Below are 24,662 nucleotides of genomic sequence, written 5' to 3' on the forward strand. Positions count from 1 at the left end.
ATACCGGAGCTTGGCATGAACGACCTTCTGGCGGCGCCGGCCATCGTCGTGATGGGTGTCGCCGGCTGCGGCAAGACGGCCGTCGGCGAGGCGCTCGCCAAGGCTCTCGGCGCCGACTTCATCGAAGGAGACAGGCTGCATCCGCCGGAGAACGTGGCGCGCATGGCGCGCGGCGAGCCGCTGACGGACGCGCTGCGCGAGGGCTGGCTCGACGCCATAGGCGAGCACATCGCGGCGTCCGTCGCCGGCGGACGGACAGCCGTGGCGGCCTGCTCGGCGCTAAAGCGCGGCTACCGCGACCGGCTGAGCCGCTTCTGTCCCGACACAGTCTTCCTCTACCTGAAGATCGACCGCGAGACCGCCTGGCGCCGGGTCGCCAATCGCAAGGGCCATTTCATGCCGGCAAGCCTGGTCGACAGCCAGTTCGCCACGCTGGAAGAGCCTGCCGCGGACGAACGGGCCGTGACGGTCGACGGAACGCGAAGTGTTGCCGGGATCCTGAAAAGGATCGTTGGTTAGAACGGTTCGGGCGCTTCAGGCGCCGTCATTGCCGATCGCGGCTTCCGTTGGCTGCTCGGTCAGCCGCACGGCGCTCGACCAAGCCATCATCTGCTCCGGACAGGGTTCGAGCGTTTCCAGCATATGGTCGCGTTTCGACAGGATATATCCCGCCTGGACAGCGAGGTTCTTCGTCGCGGTGTCCCTTGCCGGCGACGCCGGCGCCCGTGCACCCGCGCTCAGTTCGCTGACGATCGCGCGATATTGGCGAAAGGGGACCGTTTCGATCGTCGCCATATGAAACAGCGCCGCGCCCGCGCGCGCGGCGAAGTTTGCCGGCGCCGAGGCGAGATGGGTCCAGCCGCGCTCGCCCATGGCGGCCTCGGTGAAGGTGGAGCCGGCATAGACGGTGTTGGTCATCAGCACCACGCCGTTTGCCTTCAGGGTCTTCTGGATGCGCGTGGTGACCTGGTAGGCGTCGGTGCGCTCAAAGACGATCCGGCTTTTCAGGAAGCGGTTCTCGACCTTGACCAATGGCGGGTTGATCACGTGGAAGCCGAATTTGCTCGGCGAGAAGCCGTGGTACTGCGCGCTTACCTGATGAGCATCGACGCCGGCCTCATGCAAGGCGCGCTTGCCCATGATCGTCTGCGCCGTGAACTGGTCGCACCATATGATGGCGCCGCGCCCGTTGCGCAGGGCTTGTTGGAGGACTTCGAGGCCTTCCAGCCGGATCGCCGGGGACCAGCGCCAGCCGGCGACGAGATGCGCCGCAAGCGTCAAGCGCCGGCGGTGGATGGCGGCGAGTTGCGCCTCGAACATGGTTTTCGTGTCGACGGCATTGCCGAGCACGGCCTTCACCGCGACGTCGTAGCGGACAAAATCCTTGCGAAAATGACGCCTGCGCCTGAACCTGGACCCCCAGCTGCAGATAGGCCCCCACCAGGAGACCGGCAGCATCGCCGCGACGCCGAGATAGAAACAGGACAGCAGACTCTCGCGCAGGTCCCGATTGGAGAAACGGCGCAGTTTTCCGGGGCGGACAACCTTGCGGCTGAAGAAGCGAACGGACTCGTTGCGCTCCGGCACCGGCACGTCGGCAATGATCTCGGTGTGATAGATGTCGTTCGACGATGGTTGCCGGCTGGCCTTGCGGGAATTGCCAAGCCAAGGCAGCCTCATGCGTCAGAGCCCTGTTTCATCCTCCCAGCCGCTTTACTGCCTCCGCGGTAGACTGGCAACCGAGGGCGACAAGTCAGGCCGGCGACTTGTCGTTGGGCGCAATTGCGGACGGAAGGCTGCGGCGAAGGGCGGAACCTGGCCGCTACCGCTTCCTCGAATTGCTTCAAATCTGGGAGGTGAGCTCCGCCGGGAAATCGTCGTTGTCGGCGTCGCGCATGGCGGCGAGGCTGCGGTTGTCGAGCACCTCGGCGATCGCCTGGCGCACTTCCAGCATCATGTGGCGGACCTGGCAGGTGGCCTCGTCGCAATCCTCGCAGCGCTGGTATTGTGTGCGGCTGGCGCAAGGGATCGGCGCCAGCGGGCCGTCGAGCACGCGCACGACATGGCCGATCTTGATCTCGGAAGCGGGCCGCGCGAGGCGGTAGCCGCCTTCCTTGCCCTTGCGGCTCTGGACGAAACCGGCATTGCGTAGTTCGCCCAGGATCGCATCCAGGAATTTCTTCGGGATGTTGTTGGCGACGGCGATGTCGTTGACGAATGCAAGCTGGCCAGCCGGCAGGCCGGAAAGATGCACGAGGGCCTTGAGGCCGTATTTGCCTTTTTTGGTCAGCATGCCCGATTCAGTTCATCAAACCCCAATGCGCCTGCATCTGGCGGTTGTTTGTGTGCAAATCATGACAGTTTGACCGCCTAACGTCGCCCTGGCCCAATAGTTTGCCCCGCAGCTTAGGCACAAACGCGTTGATTCTTCGTAACGTTTTTCACGTTGGGGGCCGGGCTTTCCCCTGCGAACTCATGCAACCCCGCTTGCATGGAGAAAGCCGGCAAAGCCGGCTTCTTGCTCTCTTTGATTGTGGAGCTTTTTCAGCGGCTGCCATATGCCTGATCGAGCAGTCCGCCGGCGGCGAAATGCTCCTTCTGCACCTTTTCCCAGCCGCCGAACACCTCCTCCACGGTCAGCAGCCGTACATCCGGGAAGTCGGCCTTGTGCTTGGCGGCCACCGAGGCGTCGCGAACCCGCAGGCCGTTCCCGGCGGCGATGTCCTGGCCTTCCGGCGTGTAGAGAAAGTCGAGATAGGACTTGGCGAGATCGCGGCTGCCATGCTCGTCGGCGACCTTGTCGACGATCGCTACCGGAAACTCGGCCAGCAGGCTGACCGAAGGCGTGACCTGCTCGAACTTGTCGTCGCCATACTCCTTGCGAATGCCGCGCGTCTCCGATTCGAAGGTGATCAGTACGTCGCCGATCTCACGCTGCACGAAAGTGGTGGTGGCGGCGCGGCCGCCGGTGTCGAAGATCGGCACATTGTTGAAGAGCTTGGTGATGAACTCCTTCACCTTGGCGTCGTCGCCCTTGAAGGCTTCCTTGGCGTAGGCGGTGGCGGCGAGATAAGTGTAGCGCGCATTGCCGGACGTCTTCGGGTTCGGGAAGATGACCTGGACGTCGTCGCGCACCAGATCATTCCAGTCCTTGATGTGCTTGGGGTTGCCGGCGCGCACCAGGAAGGACGGCAGCGAATAGAAGGGCGAGGCGTTGTCGGGGAAATCTTTCTGCCAATCGGCTGAGACCAACCCTTTCTTGACCAGGAAATCGACGTCGGTGACCTGGTTGAAGGTGACGACATCGGCACCAAGACCTTCGGCGATCGCGCGCGCCTGCGCCGAGGTGCCGGCATGCGACTGATCGACGGTAACGCCGGCGTGCTTGGCGATGAAGGCCTTGTTGACGTCGACGAACAGCTCGCGGCCGACGTCATAGGATGCATTCAAAAGTTTGTCGGCCGACCAGGCTTGGGAGGACGCGAGGACGAGACCGGCAAAAGCTGCAATGCCGAGCAACAGACGCTTCATGAAAACAGGGCTCCTTGGAAATGGATCAAGCTATGGCGAGACCATAGTCGGGAAAGCCTGGTGCGACGAGGCACGCGCTCCGAGAGGTGGGCGAGGGCCTGGAAAATATCTCGCCAAAACAGCTCTTTGCTAGGATTTTCTTCCAAGTGGATTCAAAGGCTGCGCCAGGCTGGCGCCGGAGGAGCTGTCAGGCTGAAAGACAGCTCAGGACGTGGGAAAAAGCTTCCAGCGTCGCGGCCTGAAAGCCACCCGGCTCTTCTGTGCCGCGGGATGGTCGACCGGCAGTTCGATCTCGACGCGCTGGCGCTCACCGCCGATTTCGAGCTCGACGCGCCTGGTACCGGCAACGCGGCGGCTGGCGGCAACCGTGCCGGCGATGCAACCGCTGCAGCCGTCGAGCAGTTCGACGTCATGCGGGCGGAAGTGGAGAACCGCCTCGCCGGAGGGTGCATGCGGCGCCTGCAGCCCGATCGGCCGGTCGGCGATCCAGATCTCGCCGTTCTCGACCTTGACCGGCAGCGAACTCGACTCGCCGATGAAGGAATAGACGAAGGGCGAGTTCGGCGTGTCATAGATATCGTCGGCGGTGCCGACCTGCTCGATGCGGCCCTGGCTCATGACCACGACGCGGTCGGCGAGCTCCAGCGCCTCTTCCTGGTCATGCGTGACGAAGACGGTCGTGTGGCCGGTGCGGTCGTGGATCTCGCGCAGCCAGCGGCGCAGCTCACGGCGAACCTGCGCGTCGAGCGCGCCGAACGGTTCGTCGAGCAAAAGCACCTTGGGCTCGATCGCCATGGCGCGGGCCAAAGCCACGCGCTGGCGCTGACCGCCGGAAAGCTGCGCCGGATAGCGCTTTTCCAAGCCCGACAGTTGGACGAGGTCGAGCAGTTCCAGCGCCCGGCGGCGGATTTCCTGCGCCGACGGCCTTGCGGCGCCGTGCCTGACCTTCAGGCCGAAGCCGATATTGTCGGCAACCGTCATGTGGCGGAACAGCGCGTAGTGCTGGAAGACGAAGCCGACATTGCGCTCCTGGATCGATTTCTGCGAGGCGTCCTCGTCACCGAAGAAGATCGCGCCCTTGGTCGGCCGCTCCAGGCCAGCGATCAGGCGAAGCAGCGTCGTCTTGCCGGAGCCCGACGGCCCGAGCAGCGCGATGAGCTCGCCGGACCTGATGTCGAGCGACACGTCGTGGAGCGCCGGAAACCGCTCGAACTCCTTGCGCACGTTGACGACGCGAACTTCCATGCAAATCCCTCAGTTCCTTGATGCTGTCGTTGCTCCCAAAAGCGCCAGGCACTCTTGGGCGACAGGTAGCGTTCAGTGGCCACGCGTCGCGGCTAGCTCGGCGCCGTAGCGCATTTCGAGAAGCGTTTTCAAGACCAGCGTCACCAGCGCCAGGCCGGCGAGCAGCGAAGCGACGGCAAAGGCGCCCACGGCGTTGTATTCGTTGTAGAGGATCTCGACATGCAGCGGCATGGTGTTGGTGAGGCCCCGTATGTGGCCCGACACCACCGAGACCGCGCCGAACTCCCCCATGGCGCGGGCGTTGCACAGAAGCACGCCGTAGAGCAGTCCCCATTTGACGTTGGGCAGCGTCACATACCAGAAGGCCTGCCAGCCGCTGGCGCCCAGCGAAAGTGCTGCCTCCTCATCGCCGTTGCCCTGTTCCTGCATCAGCGGGATGAGCTCGCGCGCGACGAAGGGGAAGGTGACGAAAATGGTAGCCAGCACGATGCCGGGCACGGCGAAGAGGATGACGATGCCATGCGCCTTCAACCAGGCGCCGAGCAGCCCTTGCGCGCCGAAGAGAAGCACATAGACCAGGCCGGAGATGACCGGCGAGACCGAGAAGGGCAGGTCGATCAGCGTGGTCAGGAACGCCTTGCCCTTGAATTCGAACTTGGCGATCGCCCAGGCTGCCGAGATGCCGAAGACGACGTTGAGCGGCACGGAGATCGCCGCCACAAGCAATGTCAGGCGGATGGCGGAGCGCGTGTCGGGGCCGGAAAGGGCGTCCGTGTAGGCGCCGATGCCTTTGGCAAGCGCCTCGTGGAAGACGATGATCAGCGGCAAGAGCAGGAAGACGGCGAGGAAGGCGAGGGCGATTGCCATCAGCACGGCCTTGACTGGCCGGCTTTCGGTTATCGCTGCCGACTGGCTCTCGTGATGCGGCGCGTAGGATTTGATCTCGGGATCAGCCATAGCGCTTGCGGCTCCATGTCTGGACGAGATTGACGACCAGAAGCATCAGGAAGGACAGCGCCAGCATGATCGCGGCGATCGCGGTCGCCGCCTCGTAATTGTATTCCTCTAGCCTGATCACGATCAGAAGCGGCGCGATCTCCGACTTGAAGGGCAGGTTGCCGGCGATGAAGATGACCGAGCCGTACTCGCCGACGCCGCGCGCGAAGGCGAGCGAGAAGCCGGTGACGATCGCCGGGGCGAGGCCTGGGAAAAGCACGCGGGTGATGATCTGGAAACGGCTGGCGCCGAGCGTGGCGGCGGCTTCCTCGACCTCCTTGTCGATCTCTTCCATGATCGGCTGGACGGTGCGCACGACGAAGGGCAAGCCGATGAACACCAGCGCGATGACGATGCCGAGCGGCGTGTAGGCGACCTTGATGCCGAGCGGCGCCAGGAGATGGCCGATCCAGCCATTCGGCGCATAGAGCGTGGTCAGCGCGATGCCGGCGACGGCCGTGGGCAGCGCGAAGGGCAGGTCGACCATCGCGTCCGCGATGCGGCGGCCGGGAAAGCGGTAGCGGACCAGCACCCAGGCGACGACGGTGCCGAACACGACGTTGACGGCAGCCGCCAGGAAGGCGGTGCCGAAGCTTATCTTCAGCGCGTTGAGGGTGCGTCGGTCGACGGCGATCGCCCAGAAATCGGCCCAGCCCAGCGCTGCCGAACGCCAGACCAGCCCCGAAAGCGGGATGAGGATGATGAGCGTGAGGTAGGCAAGCGAGAAGCCGAGCGTCAATCCGAAGCCCGGAATGACACTCGGCTGTCGGAATCGCCACCCCGCCTTGGCGGGTGCTGTGGTCATGCTGTTCTGGATCGTCCCTTCTATTCAAACCAGAATGGCTTTGCGCGGTCGCATTCGTCCGGCATGCCCGTGAGGCTCACCGGCCATCCGGCTCACTGCGCCGGCTTGTAGATCTGGTCGAATATACCACCGTCGCCGAAATGGTAAGGCTGCGCTTTCTTCCAGCCGCCGAACTGCGGGTCGTCGATGGTGACCAGCTTGATTGCCGGCAGCTTGGCAAGGTCCTCCGCCGTCACCAGGTCGGGCTTGGCCGGGCGATAGTGGTTCTTGGCGATGATGGTCTGGGCTTCCTTGGAATAGAGCCAGCTCAGATAAGCTTCCGCGACCTTGCGCGTGCCCTTGGCATCGACATTGGCGTCTACGACGGCGACCGGCGGCTCCGCCAGGATCGAGGTCGGCGGATAGACGATATCGAAATTGTCGGCGCCGAATTCCTCGAGCGCGAGATAGGCTTCATTCTCCCACGCGATCAGCACGTCGCCCAGGCCCTTCTGCGCGAAGGTCACCGTCGAGCCGCGCGCGCCGGTATCGAGGACCGGGACGTTCGCATAAAGCTTGCCGACAAACGCCTTGGTCTTGGCTTCGTCGCTGCCGTCATTGGCGTTTGCATAGGCCCAGGCGGCAAGATAGTTCCAGCGCGCACCGCCGGAAGTCTTCGGGTTCGGCGTGATCACCTGGACACCGTCCTTCACCAGATCGCCCCAGTCGTGGATGCCCTTGGGATTGCCCTTGCGCACCAGGAAGATGATGGTGGAGGTGTAGGGTGCCGAGTTGTTCTCGAACTTCGTGCGCCAGTCCGGGTTGATCTTCTTCGTCTTCGATACGATGGCGTTGATGTCGCCTTCGAGCGCCAGCGTCACGACGTCGGCGTCGAGGCCGTCGATCACCGCCCGCGCCTGGGCGCCCGATCCGCCATGCGACTGCTGGATGGTGACGGTTTCACCGGTCTCCGCCTTCCAGTGCGCGGCAAACGCCTCGTCATAGGCTTTGTAGAGCTCACGTGTCGGGTCGTAGGACACATTCAGAATGGTCGTGTCGGCGAACGCGAAACCGAGCGTGCCGAACTGGACAGATGCGGCGACCAGCGCGCCGAGCAGTTTCCTGAAATGAGGTTTGGTCATTCCCGCCTCCGTTGAACTGCTACGAACTCTACTGAGTTTATAGAATTTAGATGCATTGAATGTTGCCTTTTTCGCCTCCTCGAAGCAATTTCTCGCCGAGCTTGGGCCAGTTGAGGAAATAACTTCCTCAACGCTGACCGCATGGGTTCCATCAGCCGAGCCAATTAGAAACGCTCGGGGGCAGGCCAAGCCTGGGCACGCCTTAAGGTGCGGTGACCGGAAAATCGAAGCGCTGTTTTGGGAAAGGTTCTTTGGCCAGGGTGAAGTGCCACCATTCGCGCGCATAGTTGCGGAAACCGGCGGCACGCATGGCGGCAAGCAGCATCTTGCGGTTCGCTGTCGCTTCGGCGGGAAGAGGGTGGTGCGCCGTCTCGCTCATCGGATCGAAGCAGTCGAAACCGGTGCCGAAGTCGAGCATTACGCCGTCCGGCGCGCCGCAGGCCGGATGAACCGGGCTCGCCGCTTCCAGCGTCGCGATGGCAAGGTCGACGGTAGAGCCGCGCGAATGGCTGGACAATTCGCCGATATAGCCCTCGGCGACGAGGTCGCCGCGCTGAACGGTCGGATACCATTGCGGATCCGGCGGGCCGCCTTCTTTTGTCCATTTGCCCATGTCGGCGACGGCGCGCGCCGGACGATAGCAGTCGAAGACGACCAGCGTCAGGCCCTTTTCGGCAATGGCTTTCTGGACGCTGGACAGCGCCTTCGCCGCCTGCGCGGTCAGGATGCAGACCGGCGCGTCATAGCCGTCGGCCTTGCGGTGCAGGAAGTTTTCAAGGCCGGCGTAGCGGATATCCTGGCGGATGGTCGGGTCGACATCGGCGAGCCTGACGAAGCCGGCGGGCAGGGGATCGGCGTGAACTGGGAGCGAGACAGCCGTTAGGACAGCCAGCGCTGCGAGAAATGCTCCGAACATCAGGCTGAGAAACGCAATCTTCTGAATCGCTTGCCGCATCCTATTCGACGAAAACCTTCACGCTCGCCGCGCGGCCGGCCGCGTCGATCACAGTCAGCGTCGAATAGCCTGTACCGTCCGGTTGCCAGGTCGCGGTGCGGCGGCGGTCGATGCCGGCGAGCGGCTTGCCGTTGGCCAGCCAGCGGAATGGTGCGCGGCCGCCCTGCAGCTTTAGCACCAGCGGCGTGGCATCGGCGGAATTCGTGCCGAGGTCCACGCGGGCGCCATTGGGTGGGAAGACGATCGTCGGCGCGGGCTCGGTGGCGGTGGCCTGCACCAGACCGTCGGCGCCCGCGCCGAAACGGGCGAGCGTCACCGGCAATTCCTCGCGCTTGGGGTTGAAGACGCCCGGCGGTCGGCTGGGCAGCGGCACGCCGGCAAGGCCGGAACGGACGAAGCCCTCGAACAGGATCGGAGCTGCCGAGACATAGCCCGACAGGCCGGGGATCGGGCTGGCATCGGCGCGGCCGACCCACACACCCAGCACGTAGCGGCCGTCGAAGCCGACGGACCAGGCATCGCGATAGCCGTAGGAGGTGCCGGTCTTGTAGGCGATGCCGCGCTGCATTGCGCCTTCCGGCGGCTTCACGCCTGACAGGATGTCGTTGATCTGCCAGGCGGCCTGGTCGTCGAGGATCGTTGCGGTGGTGCGCTCGGCAGTGGCCGGCTCGGTGCCGTCATGCAGCGTATGCATCTTGCCGCCATTGGCGAGCCCCGTATAGAGCTGCACCAGGTCGCGCAAGGTCACGCCGACGCCGCCAAGCCCGATCGCCAGGCCCGGCGCTTCGTTGACCGGCAGGATCGGGTTGACGCCGGCCTGGCGAAACCGTGCCGTCAGCCGCGCCGGACCGACGGCGTCTAGCACCCGGATCGCCGGCACGTTGAGCGACAATTGCAGTGCCTGGCGGATCGAGACGTCGCCCTGGTAGCCCATGTCGAAATTCTTCGGACGGTAGCCGCCGAAATCGGCCGGGCTGTCCTCGATGATCATCTCCTGCGCCACCAGCCCCTGCTCGAAGGCAAGCCCGTAGATGAAGGGTTTCAGCGTCGAGCCGGGCGAGCGCACCACCTTGGTCATGTCGATCCATCCGGAGCGGCTGGCGTCGAAGAAATTGGCGGAGCCGACTTCGCCGAGGATGTCGCCGGTGCGCGCATCGGCCATGACCATGGCGACCGAAAGTTTCGGGCCGAGCTTCCTGGCGGCATCCCTTGCCACCTGTTCCAGCCCCTGCTGCACGCTTTTGCGGATGGTGAGCTGCAGCGGCTTGCCGGGCACGGCCTTGGGCAGCATGGCATAGGAGGCATGCGCGGCCAGCGCCGGCAGTTTTCTGCGCAGGCCGGATACGTCGTCGAGCGTGGCTCGCTGCGCTTCGCGCTCGCCGAGCAGGCCGGCCGAGACCATGCGGGTGAGCACGCGGTCGCGCGCAGCGTGGGCAATGTCGAGGTTGCGGTCGGGCCGGCGCCTTTCCGGCAATTGCGGCAGCGCCACGAGAAGGGCGGCTTCCGACACGGTGAGCCGCTTCGGCTCCTTGCCGAAATAGGCGAGCGAAGCGGCGCGCACGCCCTCGAGATTGCCGCCATAGGGCGCCAGCGTCAGATAGCGTTCGAGGATTTCCTGCTTGGTAAGTCGCCGTTCGATCTGGATGGCGCGCAGCATCTGCTTGAGCTTGGAACCGAGGCTGCGGCTGTCGCGCGGCTCGATCAGCCGGGCGAGCTGCATCGACAAGGTCGAGCCGCCGGAGACGATATGGCCGCTGGTGACGAGCTGGCCGGCGGCGCGGCAGAGCGCCAGCAGATCGACGCCGCGATGATCCCAGAAGCGCTTGTCTTCGTAGGTGACCAGCATGTCGACGAATTGCCGGTCGACCTGGTCGAGGCGGGTTTCGAGCCGCCAGTAGCCGTCCGGCGTGGCGAAGGCGCGCAGCAGCTGGCCGTCGCGATCCTGGACCTCCGTCGAGACCGTCAGCTTCGCCGGCAGTGGCGGCGGAAAGGCGCGGTCGAGTTCCCAGAGCGCGGCGATCGAAAACGCCGCGAATCCGGCGAGGCAAAGGCCTGCGATCGCGGTTCGTTTGAGGATTTTTCTGGAGAGCACGGTGCTGCCCCTCATCCGCCTGCCGGCACCTTCTCCCCGCATTGGGACGGGGAGAAGGTGACTGCGACCTTGCTATTCCGACTTGACTTCCATCACGCCGGTGGCGGTGCGGGCCGAGTATTGCGGCCGGTACATATCCTCCACCGTCGCCGCCGGATGGGCGTAGGTACCCGGCGTCACGGCGCGCACGACATAGGCCAGCGTGATGTTGCGGTCGCCGTCGCCTTCGTTGGGGTTGAAGGCGGCGACGAAGCGGTCGTCGCGGAACTCCAGATGTGCGGCGTCGGTCTGCGCCAGCCAGGAGAAGTTCGACAATTGCGCGCTGGAAACCAGGCTCGGATTGTCGATCTCGAAGCCGGCCGGCAACAGGTCGGTGATCAAGAGCCGCGACGGCCACTTGTTCTGCTCGTAGACCTTGAGCACGACCACATAGCGCTCGTTCTGCCTGGCCTCCGTGACATTGGCCTCGGTGCCGTCGAGCTTGTAGTAGGTGCGATCGATGGTGAAGCCGTCGCCGCCGGCCGGCAGCGGCTCGACCGGCGCGGCGACCGCGGTGACCACTGCCTGCAGCGGCGTCGCGCCGGTGTTGGCGATGGTGAGCGGGCTGTCGGCCAGCTCGCTGCCGGCGACTTGGTCGGAATAGCCGCCCGAATGCGGCGCGCCGTTGACGGAAAGCATGATGGAATCATTGCCTTCCTTCAGCGCTCGCGCGGCGAGCAGCATCCAGGATTCGTCCTGCGTGCTTGTCCAGCGGGCATCGGCGCGCGCCACGCCCACCAGCTTGATCAGCTGCGGCATGATGCTCGGCACCGGCTTCGATTCCGCCGCCAGCGCCAGCATCGCCGCGCCGTCGCGCAGCCGCGAGCCGTAGTCCGAGCGATAGTAGTCGTAGTCGGTTTCCGATTGCGCCAGCCGCAGCGCCGTCTGGAAGGTGGCTTCCGAACGTTGCGTATCGCCGTAGAGCGCGAGGCTCGCCGCCAACTGAGCGACCGCCATCGGGCTGGAGAAGGCTTCGAGTTGCGTGTCGGCGTAGTAGCGCAGATCGCCGATCGAGGCCTTCTTGTTGCGGGCGAGCACGTAGAGCGCATAGGCGATCTCGCTGCCCTTGTCCTGGACGTCCTGGTCGTAGCCCAGCGAGTTCTGCAGGTTGTTCAGCGCCTGGTTCATCGCCAGCGCGGGCACATCGTATTTCTCCTCGCGCGCCCGGGTCAGGAACTCGGTGACATAGGCGTCGAGCCACAGGTCGCCGGAGCCCGGCCCCCAAAGGCCGAAGCTGCCGCTCGACGACTGATAGGACAGCACCTTGTAGATCGCGTCCTGGATGCGTTGATGCAGGTTCGGATCGCTCTCCATGCCGATGCTCTTGGCCATGTCGTTGACATAGAGCAGCGGCATGGCGCGGCTGGTGGTCTGCTCGGCGCAGCCATAGGGATAGCGGTCGAGCGACATAAGAAGCGACGGCACGTCGAGCGCGGACGACTGCGAAACGCCGACGCTGACCGAGGCGCCGTCGAGCACGCTGGCGGCAAGCAATTCCTTGTCGACGCGCAGCGAGCCGCCATTGGGCTTCAGGTCGACGACCATGCGGTTGGTGACCGGAAGCTGCGCCGGCCGCACCGGTAGATAGAGCGTCTGCTCGACCTCGGTGCCGTCGGCATGCGCGAGCTTGACGGTGAGGGAGGCGTCGCCCGCGGTCTTGGCGACGAGCGGGAAGGTGAGCGATTGCCGCTTGCCCTGGGCGAGCGTCAGCTTCTCGGGCAGCGGCTTGTCGCCGGTCGAAAGGTCGCCGGTCGTGGTGACTGACAGCGCATAGTCGCCGGCCGGGCCATCGGTGTCGGCAATGTCGAGGCGCATGGTCGCCGCATCGCCCGGCGCCAGGAAGCGCGGCAGACCGGCGGTGATCACCACCGGATCGCGCACGATGACGTCGGTCTGGGCATGGCCGACCGCATCCTTGGTCCAGGCGACGGCCATGACGCGCACGGTGCCGTTGAACTGCGGGATGTCGAAGTCGATGCGCGCCTTGCCGTTGGCATCGAGCTCGACGGGGCCGGAGAAGAAGGCGACCAACTTTTCGGTCGGCGGGCTGCCTTGCGCCTGCATGTTGGCTCCGTCGCCGCCGGTGCGTATCTTGCCCATGGTGCCGAGCGAGCCATCGATCAGGCGTCCGTAGAGGTCGCGGATCTCCAGCCCCAGCATGCGCTGGCCGAAGAACCAGTCCTCTGGATCGGGCGCCTTGTAATTGGTGAGGTTGAGGATGCCGACATCGACGGCAGCCACCATCACATAGGCATTGCTGCCGGCCTGGGCGCCGCTGACGGCGACCGGGATCGACAGCTGCTGGCGCGGCAAGGTCTTTTCCGGCGGCGTCAAGCTGACCGCCAGCTTCTTCGAGCCCGGATCGACCGACAGCCATTGGATGCCGATGGCGCGGGCCGGCATGCGCGATTCCTGCGCGTCGCCGGGCCGGAACAAGGTCGCGGTGACATAGGCGCCAGCGCCCCAGTCGTCGCCGACGGGGATGTCGACGGTGCTGCCGCCGGCCGGCACCGAAGCGGTGACCGTCTTCAAAAGCTTCTCGGCGCCGATGGTGACCAGAAGTTCGCCGGCAAAATGCGGCGAGACCTTCAACTTGGCCACTTCGCCGGCGGCGTAAGTATCCTTGTCGAGGGCGATCTCCAGGCCGTCTGGCGTCTCGGTGGTGGTCGAGGCGACGTACCAGCCGGCGTCGAACTCATAGCTGGTCGCCGGACCGTCGGGATCGGCGGTCTCGACCTCGAGCCGGTAACGGCCCCAGTCGACGGGCAGCGATACCGTCGCCTCGCCATCGGCCTTCAGGTCGACCGCGCCGTTGGCTACGGCCTTGGTGAGGTTCACCGCCTCGTAGTTCCAGGAATTGTTGGAACGGTACCATTGATAGTTCCGCTCGACCTTGACCAGCGACCACTGCGCGCCCTTCAGGTCCTCGCGCTTGCCGTTCGGGTCGACGGCGATGATGCTGAACTTCGCCGTGCCGCCTTGCGGCACCTCATCATCCGCGAAATCGGGGCGAACGCCGATGACGTCGCGCTGTGGGCGAACGCCGATGTCGAGCGAGCGCTCGACGGCGCGGCCGCCGGCCTCGCGCATCCGCACGGTGACCTTGGCATTGACCAGCTTGGTGGTCGACGGCAACTGGTCGATCGTGACCGGGAAGGTCGCCTTGCCGTCGTCGCCGACGACGGGAAGATTGGCGAGAGGCGTCACGGTCGGCTCGCTCGACTGCTCGTCGGCCAGGCCGAAGGTGAAGTCCTTGAAGCTGTCCCAACTGCTCGTGGTCGACAAAGTCATCTCGCCTTCGAGCGCCAGGCCCGCGGCCGGCGCGCCGTAAAGGAAGCGGCCGTCGACGGTGGCGTTGGCGGTCTCGCCTTGGGCGATCTCCTTCTTGTCGGCGGTCAGGTCGAATTCGATGCGATCCGGCACGAAATCCTCGACCAGGAACATCTGGCTGGCGACCGGCGCCTGCTTGGGATCGGTGTAGATCGACACCGTCCAGGTGCCGCGCATGGCGTTGGCCTCGAGCGGCAGGTCGACGGCGTGGCCGCCGGCGGACTCGCCATTGCTGATGACGCGGCGGTTCTCGACGCCGTCGGGACGCGTGAAGATGAAGGTCAGCGGCAGGTTCTCGACCGCCTTGGCGGCGCCGTCGCGGGCAAGGGCGGCGACGTGAACGTCCTCGCCGGCGCGGTAGATGCCTCGTTCCGTCCAGGCATAGACGTCGAGCGCGCCTGGCGAGGCGCGCCCCTCGACGCCGCGATCCGAAAGATCGAAGCCGGCCTTGCCCATGTCGAGGAAGACGAAGTCGTTGTCGCCCTGCTTGGCCATCAGCACGGCCGGCACCATGCCGTTCTCGCCGCGGGTGAGGCCAGGATTGAAGACGGCGTGGCCCTCGGCGTCGGTGGTCGCCGCGCCGAGTATCTCGTTGTTCTTGGCAAGCAACGTCAGTTCGGCGCCGGAAATCGGCTTGGCCGAGCCCAGCGAACGGGCAAAGACGTTGAGGCCGTCCTGGCCGGTATAGGTGGAAAGGCCGATGTCGGAGACCACGAACCACTGCGTGGCGCGTGAACCGTAGTCGTCGCTCTTGTCGTCGACCGGCTGCGCGGTCAGCACATAGACGCCGGGCTTGCGCTGCGGGATCGCCTCGTCCACCGGAAACGAAGTGGTAACCTCCTTGTTGAGATCATTGGCGATATCGAGCGTGCCCGACCAGACCGGCGCGCCCATCTGGTCGGAAATGGTGGAGATGTCATAGCCGTCGAGCTGATGCAGGAACTGATAGCCGGACAGAAGCTGCGCCAGCGAACGATCGCCGATGCGGTAGAGCGTCATCTTGGCGGCGTTCATGTTGACGGTGACGACCGGAATGCCGCGGCGCGCGCCGGCCGGCAGCACGAAGCTGTCGCCGGTGAAGCGGGCGGAGGGAGCGCGGTCCTGGACGTAGATCGACAGCACGACGGGCGCGGCGATCGTTTCGCCGATCGCGGCGGGCAGGCCGGCGCGGAATGTCACGTCATAATGCTGGCCGTGCTCCAGGCCTTCGACGCAGATCTGCTTGTCCTTGGCCTCGACGGCCTTGGGCGCGGCGTTGTCGACGGTCACGAACTGCGAGTAGTCGACGCCGGTCTTGACCAGTTCCTCGGAAAACTGGGCGCAGATGCGCGGCGACGAGGAATCGGCATCGACGGTGTGCTCGATGACGCGGAAACCCTTGCGCGCCTTGAGGTCGGCATAGTCGGCCTGGACGGCGGGCGAACTCACCAGCGCAAGGCTCGCCTCATAGGCCTGCAGCGAGGGCCGGTACAGATCGCGCTTGTCGAGGCCGGCGCCAAGCAGGGCCAGCGCCTCGGCGCGGGTCTTTGCGGTGCGCACCAGCTTGTAGGCGTTGAAGGCCGCCGAGGTGGCGTTCATCGGGAACGTCGAGGGTTCGGTGGTGTTCGAGGCCGGCTCCACGGCGAGTATCTCGCGCGCCAGCGCCAGCCACAGCGCGCCGTCATCGGGCAGGACCGAGACCGCCGCCTGGTATTTCTGCATGGCAAGGCGATGGTCGCCTGTAAGTGCTGCCTGCTCGGCGGCCGCCTGCAGGGCGGCAAGCCCCTCGGTCGGCTTGTCATAGGCGGGATCGGTCAGCTTGTTGCGGAGCTGCTGAGCCTGGTCGGCCATCCAGTTGGGGAAGAAGGCCAGGGCCGGCGGGGCGCCGATATCCGGATCGCCATCGACATTCGCGACCTTGCCGGCGACGGCGCCGGTAAAGGATTTCAACTGGTTATAGTCGGATTTGAGAAAACACCATTTGGCCTTGGTGTTGTAGGTGAAGGCACGGCAGGCGGGGTCGCCGAGGCACGTGGTCTTGCACTGGTCGAGGCTGACATTCTGCTCCGACCTCAGGTCGAAACCGAAATAGTCGGAATTGTCGGTCGTCACAATTCGCCGGGCTTCGGCCGCAAGTGCCGTGCCGCTGAAGGCAAAAAAGATAACGAGAAGGAACGAGAGACCACGAGCCGCGCGCATTGCCACATCATCCTCCAGACATTGCCAGCGTCCAGGCATGATCAAGCTTCTGCAGGCTTGTCAACGCCGGGGCGCCGCAGGTTTATCACCCGCGAACGGTTTCCATGCCGGCCAAAGGCCGGTATTTCGACAGAACCTCTGTGAGACGGATCACACTTTTTTGCGAAAACGCAAAAGGTGTGACTTCCAAGCCCGGTCTATTTCAGACAATTGGATTGTGGCCCCTTTACGAACGTTGCGGAACTTCATTCCAATTTTAGTTTTGTCGACTAGGTTGTCTTAATGCCGGCGCATGAAACGCAGATGTCAGGAGGGTTCGCGCCAGGGCGCGGGCTTCCGCGCGCCCTGCTTTTCGCGCTCATCTGCTCGACTGTGCTGGCCGCGGAGGTACGGCAGGCGGCGGCTTTCGAGATTTTCGGCATCAAACTTTGGGGTTCGTCCAAGGACGAGGATGCCGACATCGTCGATCCGCTGCGCTACTCGGTGACAATCAATGCTACTGACGCCGACAAGGATCTGGTCAAAAAGCTCGAAAATGCCTCGGCGCTGAAAAACGACGAGGACCATCCGGTGTCCGGATCGCTCGGCCTGATGGCCAAGGCGCGCGGCGACCGCGAACAACTGGTCGCCGCCCTCTACGCCGATGCCCGCTACGAGGGCGTGGTCACCATCGCGATCGACGGCAAGTCGATCGACGAGTTGCCGCCGGATGCCGAGTTCAAGGGGCCGCAGCCCATTCCGGTGGTCGTCACGGTTTCCCCCGGAGCGAAATTCACGTTGGGCAACATCCGGCTGAAGGGTGATGCGGCGGGATTGGCGGCAGCCGACTTCGGCCTGATTGCCGGCGGCGATGCCGGCTCCGGCGCGGTGCTCAAGGCCGAAGCGCTGATCGTGCGGGCGCTGAAGGAAGAGGGCAGGCCGCTTGCCAAGGTGACGGACCGCGAGATCGTCGCCGAGCACGCCACCTCGACGCTGGACGTGACGCTGACGGTGGCGGCCGGTCCGGTCGCCGGCTATGGCGATACGACGGTCGAGGGCACGGAAAAGGTCGATCGCGACTTCACCGAATACATGACCGGCTTGAAGCGAGGCCAGCAATATTCGCCGCAGGAGATCGACGATGCCCGCGACCGGCTGCTCGGGCTCGAAGTCTTCAACAGCGTGACCATCAAGGAAGGCGACACCCTCGACGCCAAGGGCAACATCCCGATCGATGTCCAGGTGAGCGAGCGCAAGCCACGCTATTTCGGCATCGGCGGCACGTTCTCGAACACGGAAGGCCTCGGGCTCGAAGGCTATTGGGGACACCGCAACCTGTTCGGCCAGGCGGAGAAGCTGCGTATCGACGGCTCGATCAGCGGCATTGGCAGCAACAGCATCTCCGCGCTCAACTACAATGCCGGCGTCATGTTCGAGAAACCGGGCGTGCTCGGGCCGACATCGAAATTCTTCACCGGCATCAAGACGGTGTTCGAACACCCCGATGCCTATGATCATTTCTCGGTCAAGGGCGACGTCGGCGTTTCCTACGACCTCGACAAGAAGCAGCGGGTCTCGGCCGAATTCGACCTCGATTATTCGAAGATCACCGACGCCTTCGGCAAGCATACCTATCTGATCGCCAGCGTACCGCTGCAATATGTCTATGACAGCCGCGACAACAAGCTGAACCCGACCAGGGGGTTCCGCTTCCTCGCCTATGCCGAGCCGAGCTACGACATATTGAACGGCGCGACCTTCCTGAAGCTGAAGGGCGAGGGCTACACCTACCAGTCGCTCGACACGGCGAGCAGGTTCGTGCTCGCCGAACGCGCGACGCTCGGCTCGATCGTCGGCACCGGGCTGCAGAACGTGCCCGCCGACCGGCGCTTCTATTCCGGCGGCGGCGGCTCGGTGCGCGGCTATTCCTACCAGGGCATCGGCCCGAAGGATATCGACGGCCAGCCGATCGGCGGTCTCTCGTTCTTCGAAACCTCGGTCGAGATGCGCATCGGCGTCACCGACACGATCGGCATTGTCCCGTTCGTCGATGCCGGCACGGTCTCGACCAAATCCTTCCCCGATTTCTCGGATGTGAAGGTCGGCGCCGGCGTCGGCCTGCGTTACATCACGCCGTTCGGGCCGCTGCGCATCGACGCGGCCGTGCCGCTCAACCGCGATCCGGGCGATCCGCATTTCGGCATCTATGCCGGCATCGGTCAGGCGTTCTGACGATGAAGATTTTCCGGCGCATCCTCCGCATCTTACTCTACACGCTGCTGATCCTGCTGGTGGTGGCGATCGGCGCGCTTGTCGTTCTGACCGGAACCGAAGGTGGCCGCCAGAACCTCGCCGGCCTGATTTCGAAGGTGGCTTCGAACGAGGACCGCAAGGTGACGGTCGCCGGTATCGAAGGCATCTGGTCGGGCACATTGAGGGTCGACCATGTGGTGCTGGAAGACCGCGCCGGGCCCTGGATGGTGGCGCGCAAGGTGGCGCTCGACTGGTCGCCGACGGCGCTGCTTTCCTGGAATTTCAATGCCGATCGCTTTGCCGCCGAGCGCATCGAACTGGCGCGGCTGCCACAGCCAAGCCAGCAGCCATCACAGGGCGGCTCGACGAGCCTGCCGGTTTCGATCGACGTCAAGCAGATCGACCTGCCGGAGATCGCGCTGGGACAGGAGCTTGCCGGCAGCGGCATCGCCGAACTGGCCGCCAAGGGCTCGCTCAAGGCGGATCCATCGCCGCTGGCGATCGAGAGCCTGCTGAACGTGAGCCGTCACGACGGCAGAGAGGGCAATGTCGACGCCAAAATCCATTTTGCGCCGGCCGACAACAAGCTCGACCTCGATCTCAAGGCTTCGGAGCCGGCGGGCGGCATTATCGCCAACCTGCTCAAGCTGCCGGATGCGCCGCCCGTCAACATCGTGGTTTCCGGCAGCGGACCTTTAGCTAACTGGAGCGGCGTCGGCACCTTCATGGTCGACGGCCAGATCATCAGCCAGTTGACCGGCCGGCACCAACTTACCGACAAGGGCCATCGCATCGAGGCCAAGGGCGACGGCCAGTTCGAAGGGTTCCTGCCGGAGAGGATAAAGGCGCTGTTTGCCGGCAAGACGAGCTTCGACCTCGCCGGAACGGCGACCACGTCGGGCGGGGTCGATATCGAACGCGCTACCATAGAGAGCGATGCGGTGCATGGCGCCGCGACCGGCAATGTCGATCCGAAGGGCGCCAGCGACCTCTCCGTCGATCTCTCCGCCAAGGACAAGCCGGTCACTATCGATGTCGGCAACAGCGCTGCACCGATCCTGGTCGCGGTCGAAAAGGCAACGGTGCGCGCCTTTGGCGACGGCAAGGCGCCGATGGTCGATATCGGTACGTCGCTTGCCTCGGTGGCCGTCGGCGGGACCCAGCTCAACAACATTACGGGCGAGATCCATTCCGACGGCTTCGATATCGAGAACCGCAGCGGCCCGGTCAGCATCAAGCTCGCGGCCGCCGGCCTGAAGACGGACGTGGCGACGCTGGCGCCGCTGGTGACCGGCAAGCTCGCCGCGGATCTTTCCGGCACGATCAGCCGCGAGACCGTGACCATCGAGAAAGGCACCTTGCGTAGCGATGCGCTCAACGCCGCGCTGACGGCGGGCGTGTCGCTCGCCGATCTGTCGATGACGCTGAAGATGAATGCCGACGCCGTCTCGAAGGCATTGCCGCCGCAGATCAGCTCGCTGCTCGGCGAGCGGGTGACGTTTTCGGCGACCGCGACCCGCGACCCGCAGGGCGCGTTCGCCGCCAATTCGCTGGAGATCAGCTCCGGCTCGCTCAGCGCCAGCGGCACCGGCAGCATGCAGGGCTCGGACATCCAGGCCAGCGTCAAGGGCACGTTGGGCGACGTCTCGCCGCTGTCGTCGCTCGCCGGCACGCCGCTTGCCGGCGGGGTCAACTTCGCGCTGAGCGCGAGCGGTCCGCGTTTGGCGCCGGATTTCACGGTGTCGGCCGACAGCGCCAGCCTGACGGCCGCCGGCCGGACGGTGAAGGACATCAAGCTCTCGGCCAAAGGCAAGGCCGACATCGCCAATCCGTCGGCCGACATCTCGCTGACCGGCAGCGCCGAGGGGCAGGCGCTCGATATCGAGGCCTCGCTGGTGACCGCCGACGGCAATCGCTCGATCAAGGGGCTGAGCCTGGCGCTTGGCGACAACAAGGTTTCGGGCGATCTCGCGCTCGACGACAAGTTCCTGCCGCTCGGCACTTTGACGCTTGCCGTGCCCGACATCGGGCCGCTTGCCGCCCTGGCCAATCAGACCGCGACCGGCGACATCAACGGCACGATCGCCTTTGCCAAGGAGGGCGAGGCCCCGACCGTCACCATCAATGCGGCCAGCACGTCGATCGCGCGCGGCGAGCTGGCGGCAAAGACGATCACCGTCGACGCGCTGATCGCCAACTACCTGAAGGGGCCCGCGATCTCGGGCACGATCAAGGCCGACAGCGTGACCTCCGGCAGCACCGTCATCAGCGGCATCGGCATCGATTTGAAGCGCGACGGCGACTGGACGAACTTTACCGGCGGCGCTACGGCGTCCGGCATTCCGGCCACAGCCACCGGGCGGGTGAAGATCGCCAACGGCACGACGAGCGTTGAAATCGCTTCCGGCGAGGCGACGGTGCGTGGCATCAAGGCGGCCATCGCCGAACCATCCAGCCTTTCCATCGCTAACGGCGTGACCTCCATCGAGAAGCTCGCGCTCAATCTCGGCGGCGGTTCGGCGACCGTTTCCGGCAGCGCCGGTCAGACCCTGGACTTGACGGCAAGCCTCGCCGACCTGCCGGTGGCGCTCGCCAATGATTTCGTGCCCGGCCTCGACGGGGCGGGAACGGTGGAGGGCACGGCGCACGTCACGGGTCCGTCGTCCAGCCCCGACGTTCAGTTCAATGCCAAGGTGGCGGGCGCCGAAACCAGCCAGACCCGCCAGGCCGGGCTCGGGCCGCTGGATCTGGACGCTGCCGGCGGCTATACGCTGGCGGGGGGCGTGGCCCTGGACCACGCCACGCTTTCGGGCCAGGGGATTTCGGGCAAGGCCGCCGGCACCTTGAACCCCAACGGCGCCAGCGATTTCTCCCTCGACCTTACCTCATCCGGACCCAGCCTGCCGTTGACGGTCGGCAGCGCCCAAAGCCCGGTCAAGATCGCGGTCCAGTCCTTGTCGGCAAGGATGGCGGGCGAGAGCACGCAAGCGCGGCTCGATGTGTCCGCGATCCTGCCTTCCATTGCCGCCAGCCAGGCGAAGGTGGACGGTCTCACCCTGGTGCTGCATTCGGATGCCTTCGACCTCAAGGGGCGGGCAGGTCCGGTCTCCGGCACGGTATCGGTGGACAGGATCGGCCTCGACAATCCCATGATCGCGCCGCTGATCGCCGGCAAGGTCACGGCCAAGGTCAATGGCCGCTTGACGACCGATGCCGTCGCCGTCAACAGCGGCTCCTTGAAAAGCGACGCACTCAACAGCCAGGTCGCGGGCCGGATATCGCTGGGCGACGGCGCGGTCGACCTCAATCTGAAGGCCGATGTCGCTTCTTCGGCCCTGCCGGCGGCGGTGCGCGGCATGCTTGGCGAGAGCGCTGCGTTGAGCGCCTCGCTGAAGCGGGATGCCAATGGCAATGTCAATGTCGACGGGCTGAAGCTGAATTCGGGCGCGCTCACCGCCGATGGCCAGGCGAGCCTTGCCGACAGCAAGCTGGCCGCCGGGATCAGAGGCGCGTTGAACGACGTTTCAGGGCTCTCGAAAGACGCCAAGGGCGCCATTGCCTTTGCCCTGAATGCGCAAGGTCCGGTCACCGCGCCCGACCTGTCGATGACGGTGAGCAGCGACCGGCTTTCGGTGGCGGCGCGCGAGATCACCGGGCTGAAGCTGACGGCCACCGGCAAGGCCGACGCCGCCAATCCGGCGGCCAATGTACAGCTCACCGGCAACGTCGCCGGACAGAACCTCGAGGGCAGCGCGGTGCTCGCCACGACCAATGGCAGCCGCGCCATCAACGGGCTTCTGCTGTCGCTCGGTCCGAACAAGATCTCCGGCGACCTCATCCTCGACGATGCCTTCGTGCCGGTCGGCACCGTTTCGCTCGACCTGCCCGATGTCGGGCCGCTCGCCGCGCTGGCCCTGGAAAAGGCCGAGGGCAATGTGCGTGGCACGATCGCTTTCACCAAGGCGGCCAACGGACCCAACGTCGCGGTCAAGGCGAACACCTCGGAGATCAAGCGCGGCGATCTCTCGGCCAGGAATGTCGCCATCGACGCGCAGATCGCGAACTATATGGCAGCACCGGTCATTGCCGGCACGGTGCGCGCCGAGAGCGTGACGTCCGGCGGGACCGCCATCACCGGCATCGATGTCGATCTCAAGCGCGACGGCGACTGGACCGGCTTCTCGGGTGGCGCCACCGTCAAGAACATCCCGGCGAAGGCGACCGGGCGAGTGAAGGTCGCCAACGGAACGACGACCATCGAGCTCGCATCCGGCCAGGCGACGGTGCAGGGCATCAAGGCGGCGATCGCGCAGACCTCGACCGTGACCATCGCCAACGGGGTGACGACGCTCGACCGGCTGGTGCTCAACCTCGGCGGCGGCACGGCGACGGTGACGGGCAAGGTCGCGCAGGCGCTCGACATAAATGCCAACCTGGCGAGGGTGCCGATCTCGCTCGCCAACAGTTTTTCGCCGGGTCTCGACGCGGCCGGCTCGATCTCGGGCACGGTCAAGGTCACCGGCCAGCCTTCGACCCCCTCGGTCGCCTTCAACATCGATGCTTCCGGCGTGCAGACCTCGCAGACACGTAGCGCCGGCCTCGGCGGCATGAATGTGTCGTCGTCGGGAACCTTCGCCGGCAACAAGCTCGCCTTCGACGCCAACATCAGCGACGGCGCCGGCCTCGGCCTTAAGGGTGGCGGCACGGTTGCGACGGCAGGCACGCCCACCTTGGCGCTCGACTTCAACGGCAAGGTGCCTTTTTCCTTCCTTGCCGCCAAGCTCGCCGCTCAAGGTCTGGCGCTCAACGGCACCGCCAATGTCGATGTGCAGGTGCGTGGCCCTGCATCCGCGCCGGTGATCAGCGGCAAAGTCACGACATCCGGCTCGCGCCTTATCGATGCCCGCTCCGGCCTGGCGGTCAACGATATCGCCGCCGACGTCGCGATTGGCGGCGGCGTCGCCAGGATCAACCGCTTGACCGGAAAGCTGTCGACGCGCGGCAACCTGTCGGCGAGCGGCACGGTGGGCATCACGCCGGCGCAAGGTTTTCCGGCCGATCTGTCGGTCAAGCTCACCGACGGCCGCTACACCGACGGCCGGGTGGTGACCGCCAATCTCGGCGGCGACCTGACCGTCAAGGGCCCGCTCGTCTCGGCGCCGGTGATCGCCGGCACGATCAACCTGGCGAGGACGGTCATCACCGTCCCGGAAAAGCTGCCGGGCTCGCTTTCGGCGCTGGATGTCAAGCACAAGAACGCGCCGGCTTCGGTGCGCGCGCAGGACAAGGCGCTGCGTCCGGCGACGTCCAGCGGCAGCAGCAACGGCGGCAGCGGCCTGACGCTCGACGTGACGGTCAACGCGCCGAACCAGATCTTCATCCAGGGCAGGGGCGTCGATGCCGAACTCGGCGGCTCGCTGAAGTTGACGGGCTCTGCCTCGGCGCCGCAGGCAGTCGGCACTTTCACCTTGCAGCGCGGACGGCTGATCATCCTCTCCAAGCGGCTGACCTTCACCGAGGGCACGATCGGGTTCCAGGGTTCGCTGGTGCCCTATCTCAACATGACGGCGACCACGACGACGAGCAGCGCCACGGTCACGATTCTCGTGTCGGGCGAGGCGACCAATCCGAAGTTCACCTTCTCCTCGGTGCCGGCGCTGCCCCAGGACGAGGTGATGGCGCAGCTCATCTTCGGCCAATCCATGTCCAAACTGTCGCCGCTGCAGATCGCGCAGCTTGCGAGCGCCGCCGCGCAGCTGGCTGGCGTCGGCGGCTCGACGTCGTTGCTCGAGAACCTGCAAAGCGCCATCGGCGTCGACGATCTCGATGTGACGACGGACGAAAAGGGCGGCACAGCGGTTTCGGCCGGCAAGTACCTCAACGACCGCACTTATGTGACCATACAGAAGGGCGACAAGCCGGGTTCCGGCAAGGCCACGATCGACCTCAATGTCGGCCGCGGCGTGAAACTGCGCGGCGAGGCCAACGACGCCGGCGAAGCAAAGGGCGGCGTCTTCTACGAACGCGAATATTGAGGCTGCGCGACCCTTCCAAGCCGAACCGAAGCGGCCGCTCGCCGCGGCCACAGAGCCCCTATCCTCATAAAATGTATTGATTTAATCGCCCGCGACGAATTTT

General features: G+C 65.2%; 13 protein-coding genes. 3 read left to right on the forward strand and 10 right to left on the reverse strand.

The features are described from left to right. Window positions 1-15 precede the first annotated feature (15 nt). Window positions 16-519, forward strand: a complete 504-nt coding sequence (locus FJW10_RS24390; RefSeq protein WP_246674363.1) for a gluconokinase — start codon at window positions 16-18, stop codon at window positions 517-519. 15 nt (window positions 520-534) lie between these two features. On the opposite strand, the gene FJW10_RS24395 is transcribed toward FJW10_RS24390, so the two are convergent. The 10 genes from FJW10_RS24395 to FJW10_RS24440 all read right to left on the reverse strand — a co-directional run bounded on the left by FJW10_RS24395 (window position 535) and on the right by FJW10_RS24440 (window position 16,298). Next, a complete protein-coding gene (locus FJW10_RS24395) occupies window positions 535-1,680 on the reverse strand; it encodes a hypothetical protein (protein ID WP_140901967.1) in 1,146 nt (381 codons plus the stop codon). Between the two features lie 163 nt (window positions 1,681-1,843). Beyond that, entirely contained in the window at window positions 1,844-2,293 is a 450-nt protein-coding gene (locus FJW10_RS24400; protein ID WP_040984137.1) for an Rrf2 family transcriptional regulator, read from the reverse strand. Between the two features lie 251 nt (window positions 2,294-2,544). After that, complete coding sequence (locus FJW10_RS24405; protein ID WP_140901968.1) at window positions 2,545-3,531, reverse strand: sulfate ABC transporter substrate-binding protein; 987 nt, start codon at window positions 3,529-3,531, stop codon at window positions 2,545-2,547. Between the two features lie 204 nt (window positions 3,532-3,735). Next, window positions 3,736-4,776, reverse strand: coding sequence for a sulfate/molybdate ABC transporter ATP-binding protein (locus tag FJW10_RS24410; RefSeq protein ID WP_140901969.1), 1,041 nt, complete (start codon window positions 4,774-4,776; stop codon window positions 3,736-3,738). A 72-nt stretch (window positions 4,777-4,848) separates the two neighbouring features. Beyond that, entirely contained in the window at window positions 4,849-5,733 is an 885-nt protein-coding gene (gene cysW, locus FJW10_RS24415; RefSeq protein ID WP_140828854.1) for a sulfate ABC transporter permease subunit CysW, read from the reverse strand. Next, on the reverse strand, window positions 5,726-6,577 hold the full coding sequence (cysT, locus tag FJW10_RS24420) for a sulfate ABC transporter permease subunit CysT (protein WP_140647976.1): 852 nt from the start codon (window positions 6,575-6,577) through the stop codon (window positions 5,726-5,728). The genes cysW and cysT overlap by 8 nt, the downstream gene beginning before the upstream one ends. A 92-nt stretch (window positions 6,578-6,669) precedes the next feature. After that, entirely contained in the window at window positions 6,670-7,698 is a 1,029-nt protein-coding gene (locus FJW10_RS24425) for a sulfate ABC transporter substrate-binding protein (protein ID WP_140901970.1), read from the reverse strand. A gap of 202 nt (window positions 7,699-7,900) precedes the next feature. After that, window positions 7,901-8,653: a M15 family metallopeptidase gene (locus FJW10_RS24430; protein WP_140901971.1), complete on the reverse strand. Its 753-nt coding sequence runs from the start codon at window positions 8,651-8,653 to the stop codon at window positions 7,901-7,903. Window position 8,654: 1 nt separating this feature from the next. Further along, the gene (gene pbpC / locus FJW10_RS24435) at window positions 8,655-10,760 is read right to left on the reverse strand and encodes a penicillin-binding protein 1C (RefSeq protein ID WP_140901972.1); all 2,106 of its coding nucleotides are present in this window, start codon (window positions 10,758-10,760) and stop codon (window positions 8,655-8,657) included. A 57-nt stretch (window positions 10,761-10,817) separates the two neighbouring features. Continuing rightward, a complete protein-coding gene (locus FJW10_RS24440) occupies window positions 10,818-16,298 on the reverse strand; it encodes an alpha-2-macroglobulin family protein (protein ID WP_140901973.1) in 5,481 nt (1,826 codons plus the stop codon). Window positions 16,299-16,574: 276 nt separating this feature from the next. Here FJW10_RS24440 and FJW10_RS24445 point away from each other — a divergent pair, with 276 nt between their 5' ends. Then, window positions 16,575-18,503: an autotransporter assembly complex family protein gene (locus FJW10_RS24445; protein ID WP_140901974.1), complete on the forward strand. Its 1,929-nt coding sequence runs from the start codon at window positions 16,575-16,577 to the stop codon at window positions 18,501-18,503. Window positions 18,504-18,505: 2 nt separating this feature from the next. Continuing rightward, window positions 18,506-24,559: a translocation/assembly module TamB domain-containing protein gene (locus tag FJW10_RS24450; RefSeq protein WP_140901975.1), complete on the forward strand. Its 6,054-nt coding sequence runs from the start codon at window positions 18,506-18,508 to the stop codon at window positions 24,557-24,559. Window positions 24,560-24,662: the final 103 nt, after the last annotated feature.

It is taken from the genome of Mesorhizobium sp. B4-1-1, from assembly GCF_006439375.1.
Classification (GTDB): domain Bacteria; phylum Pseudomonadota; class Alphaproteobacteria; order Rhizobiales; family Rhizobiaceae; genus Mesorhizobium.

What these genes read in the sequence shown, in the direction of transcription:
- FJW10_RS24390 (WP_246674363.1), top strand. Translation starts at nt 16, where the DNA reads ATGAACGACCTTCTGGCGGCGCCGGCCATCGTCGTGATGGGTGTCGCC.
- FJW10_RS24395 (WP_140901967.1), bottom strand. Translation starts at nt 1,680, where the DNA reads ATGAGGCTGCCTTGGCTTGGCAATTCCCGCAAGGCCAGCCGGCAACCA.
- FJW10_RS24400 (WP_040984137.1), bottom strand. Translation starts at nt 2,293, where the DNA reads ATGCTGACCAAAAAAGGCAAATACGGCCTCAAGGCCCTCGTGCATCTT.
- FJW10_RS24405 (WP_140901968.1), bottom strand. Translation starts at nt 3,531, where the DNA reads ATGAAGCGTCTGTTGCTCGGCATTGCAGCTTTTGCCGGTCTCGTCCTC.
- FJW10_RS24410 (WP_140901969.1), bottom strand. Translation starts at nt 4,776, where the DNA reads ATGGAAGTTCGCGTCGTCAACGTGCGCAAGGAGTTCGAGCGGTTTCCG.
- cysW (WP_140828854.1), bottom strand. Translation starts at nt 5,733, where the DNA reads ATGGCTGATCCCGAGATCAAATCCTACGCGCCGCATCACGAGAGCCAG.
- cysT (WP_140647976.1), bottom strand. Translation starts at nt 6,577, where the DNA reads ATGACCACAGCACCCGCCAAGGCGGGGTGGCGATTCCGACAGCCGAGT.
- FJW10_RS24425 (WP_140901970.1), bottom strand. Translation starts at nt 7,698, where the DNA reads ATGACCAAACCTCATTTCAGGAAACTGCTCGGCGCGCTGGTCGCCGCA.
- FJW10_RS24430 (WP_140901971.1), bottom strand. Translation starts at nt 8,653, where the DNA reads ATGCGGCAAGCGATTCAGAAGATTGCGTTTCTCAGCCTGATGTTCGGA.
- pbpC (WP_140901972.1), bottom strand. Translation starts at nt 10,760, where the DNA reads ATGAGGGGCAGCACCGTGCTCTCCAGAAAAATCCTCAAACGAACCGCG.
- FJW10_RS24445 (WP_140901974.1), top strand. Translation starts at nt 16,575, where the DNA reads ATGCCGGCGCATGAAACGCAGATGTCAGGAGGGTTCGCGCCAGGGCGC.
- FJW10_RS24450 (WP_140901975.1), top strand. Translation starts at nt 18,506, where the DNA reads ATGAAGATTTTCCGGCGCATCCTCCGCATCTTACTCTACACGCTGCTG.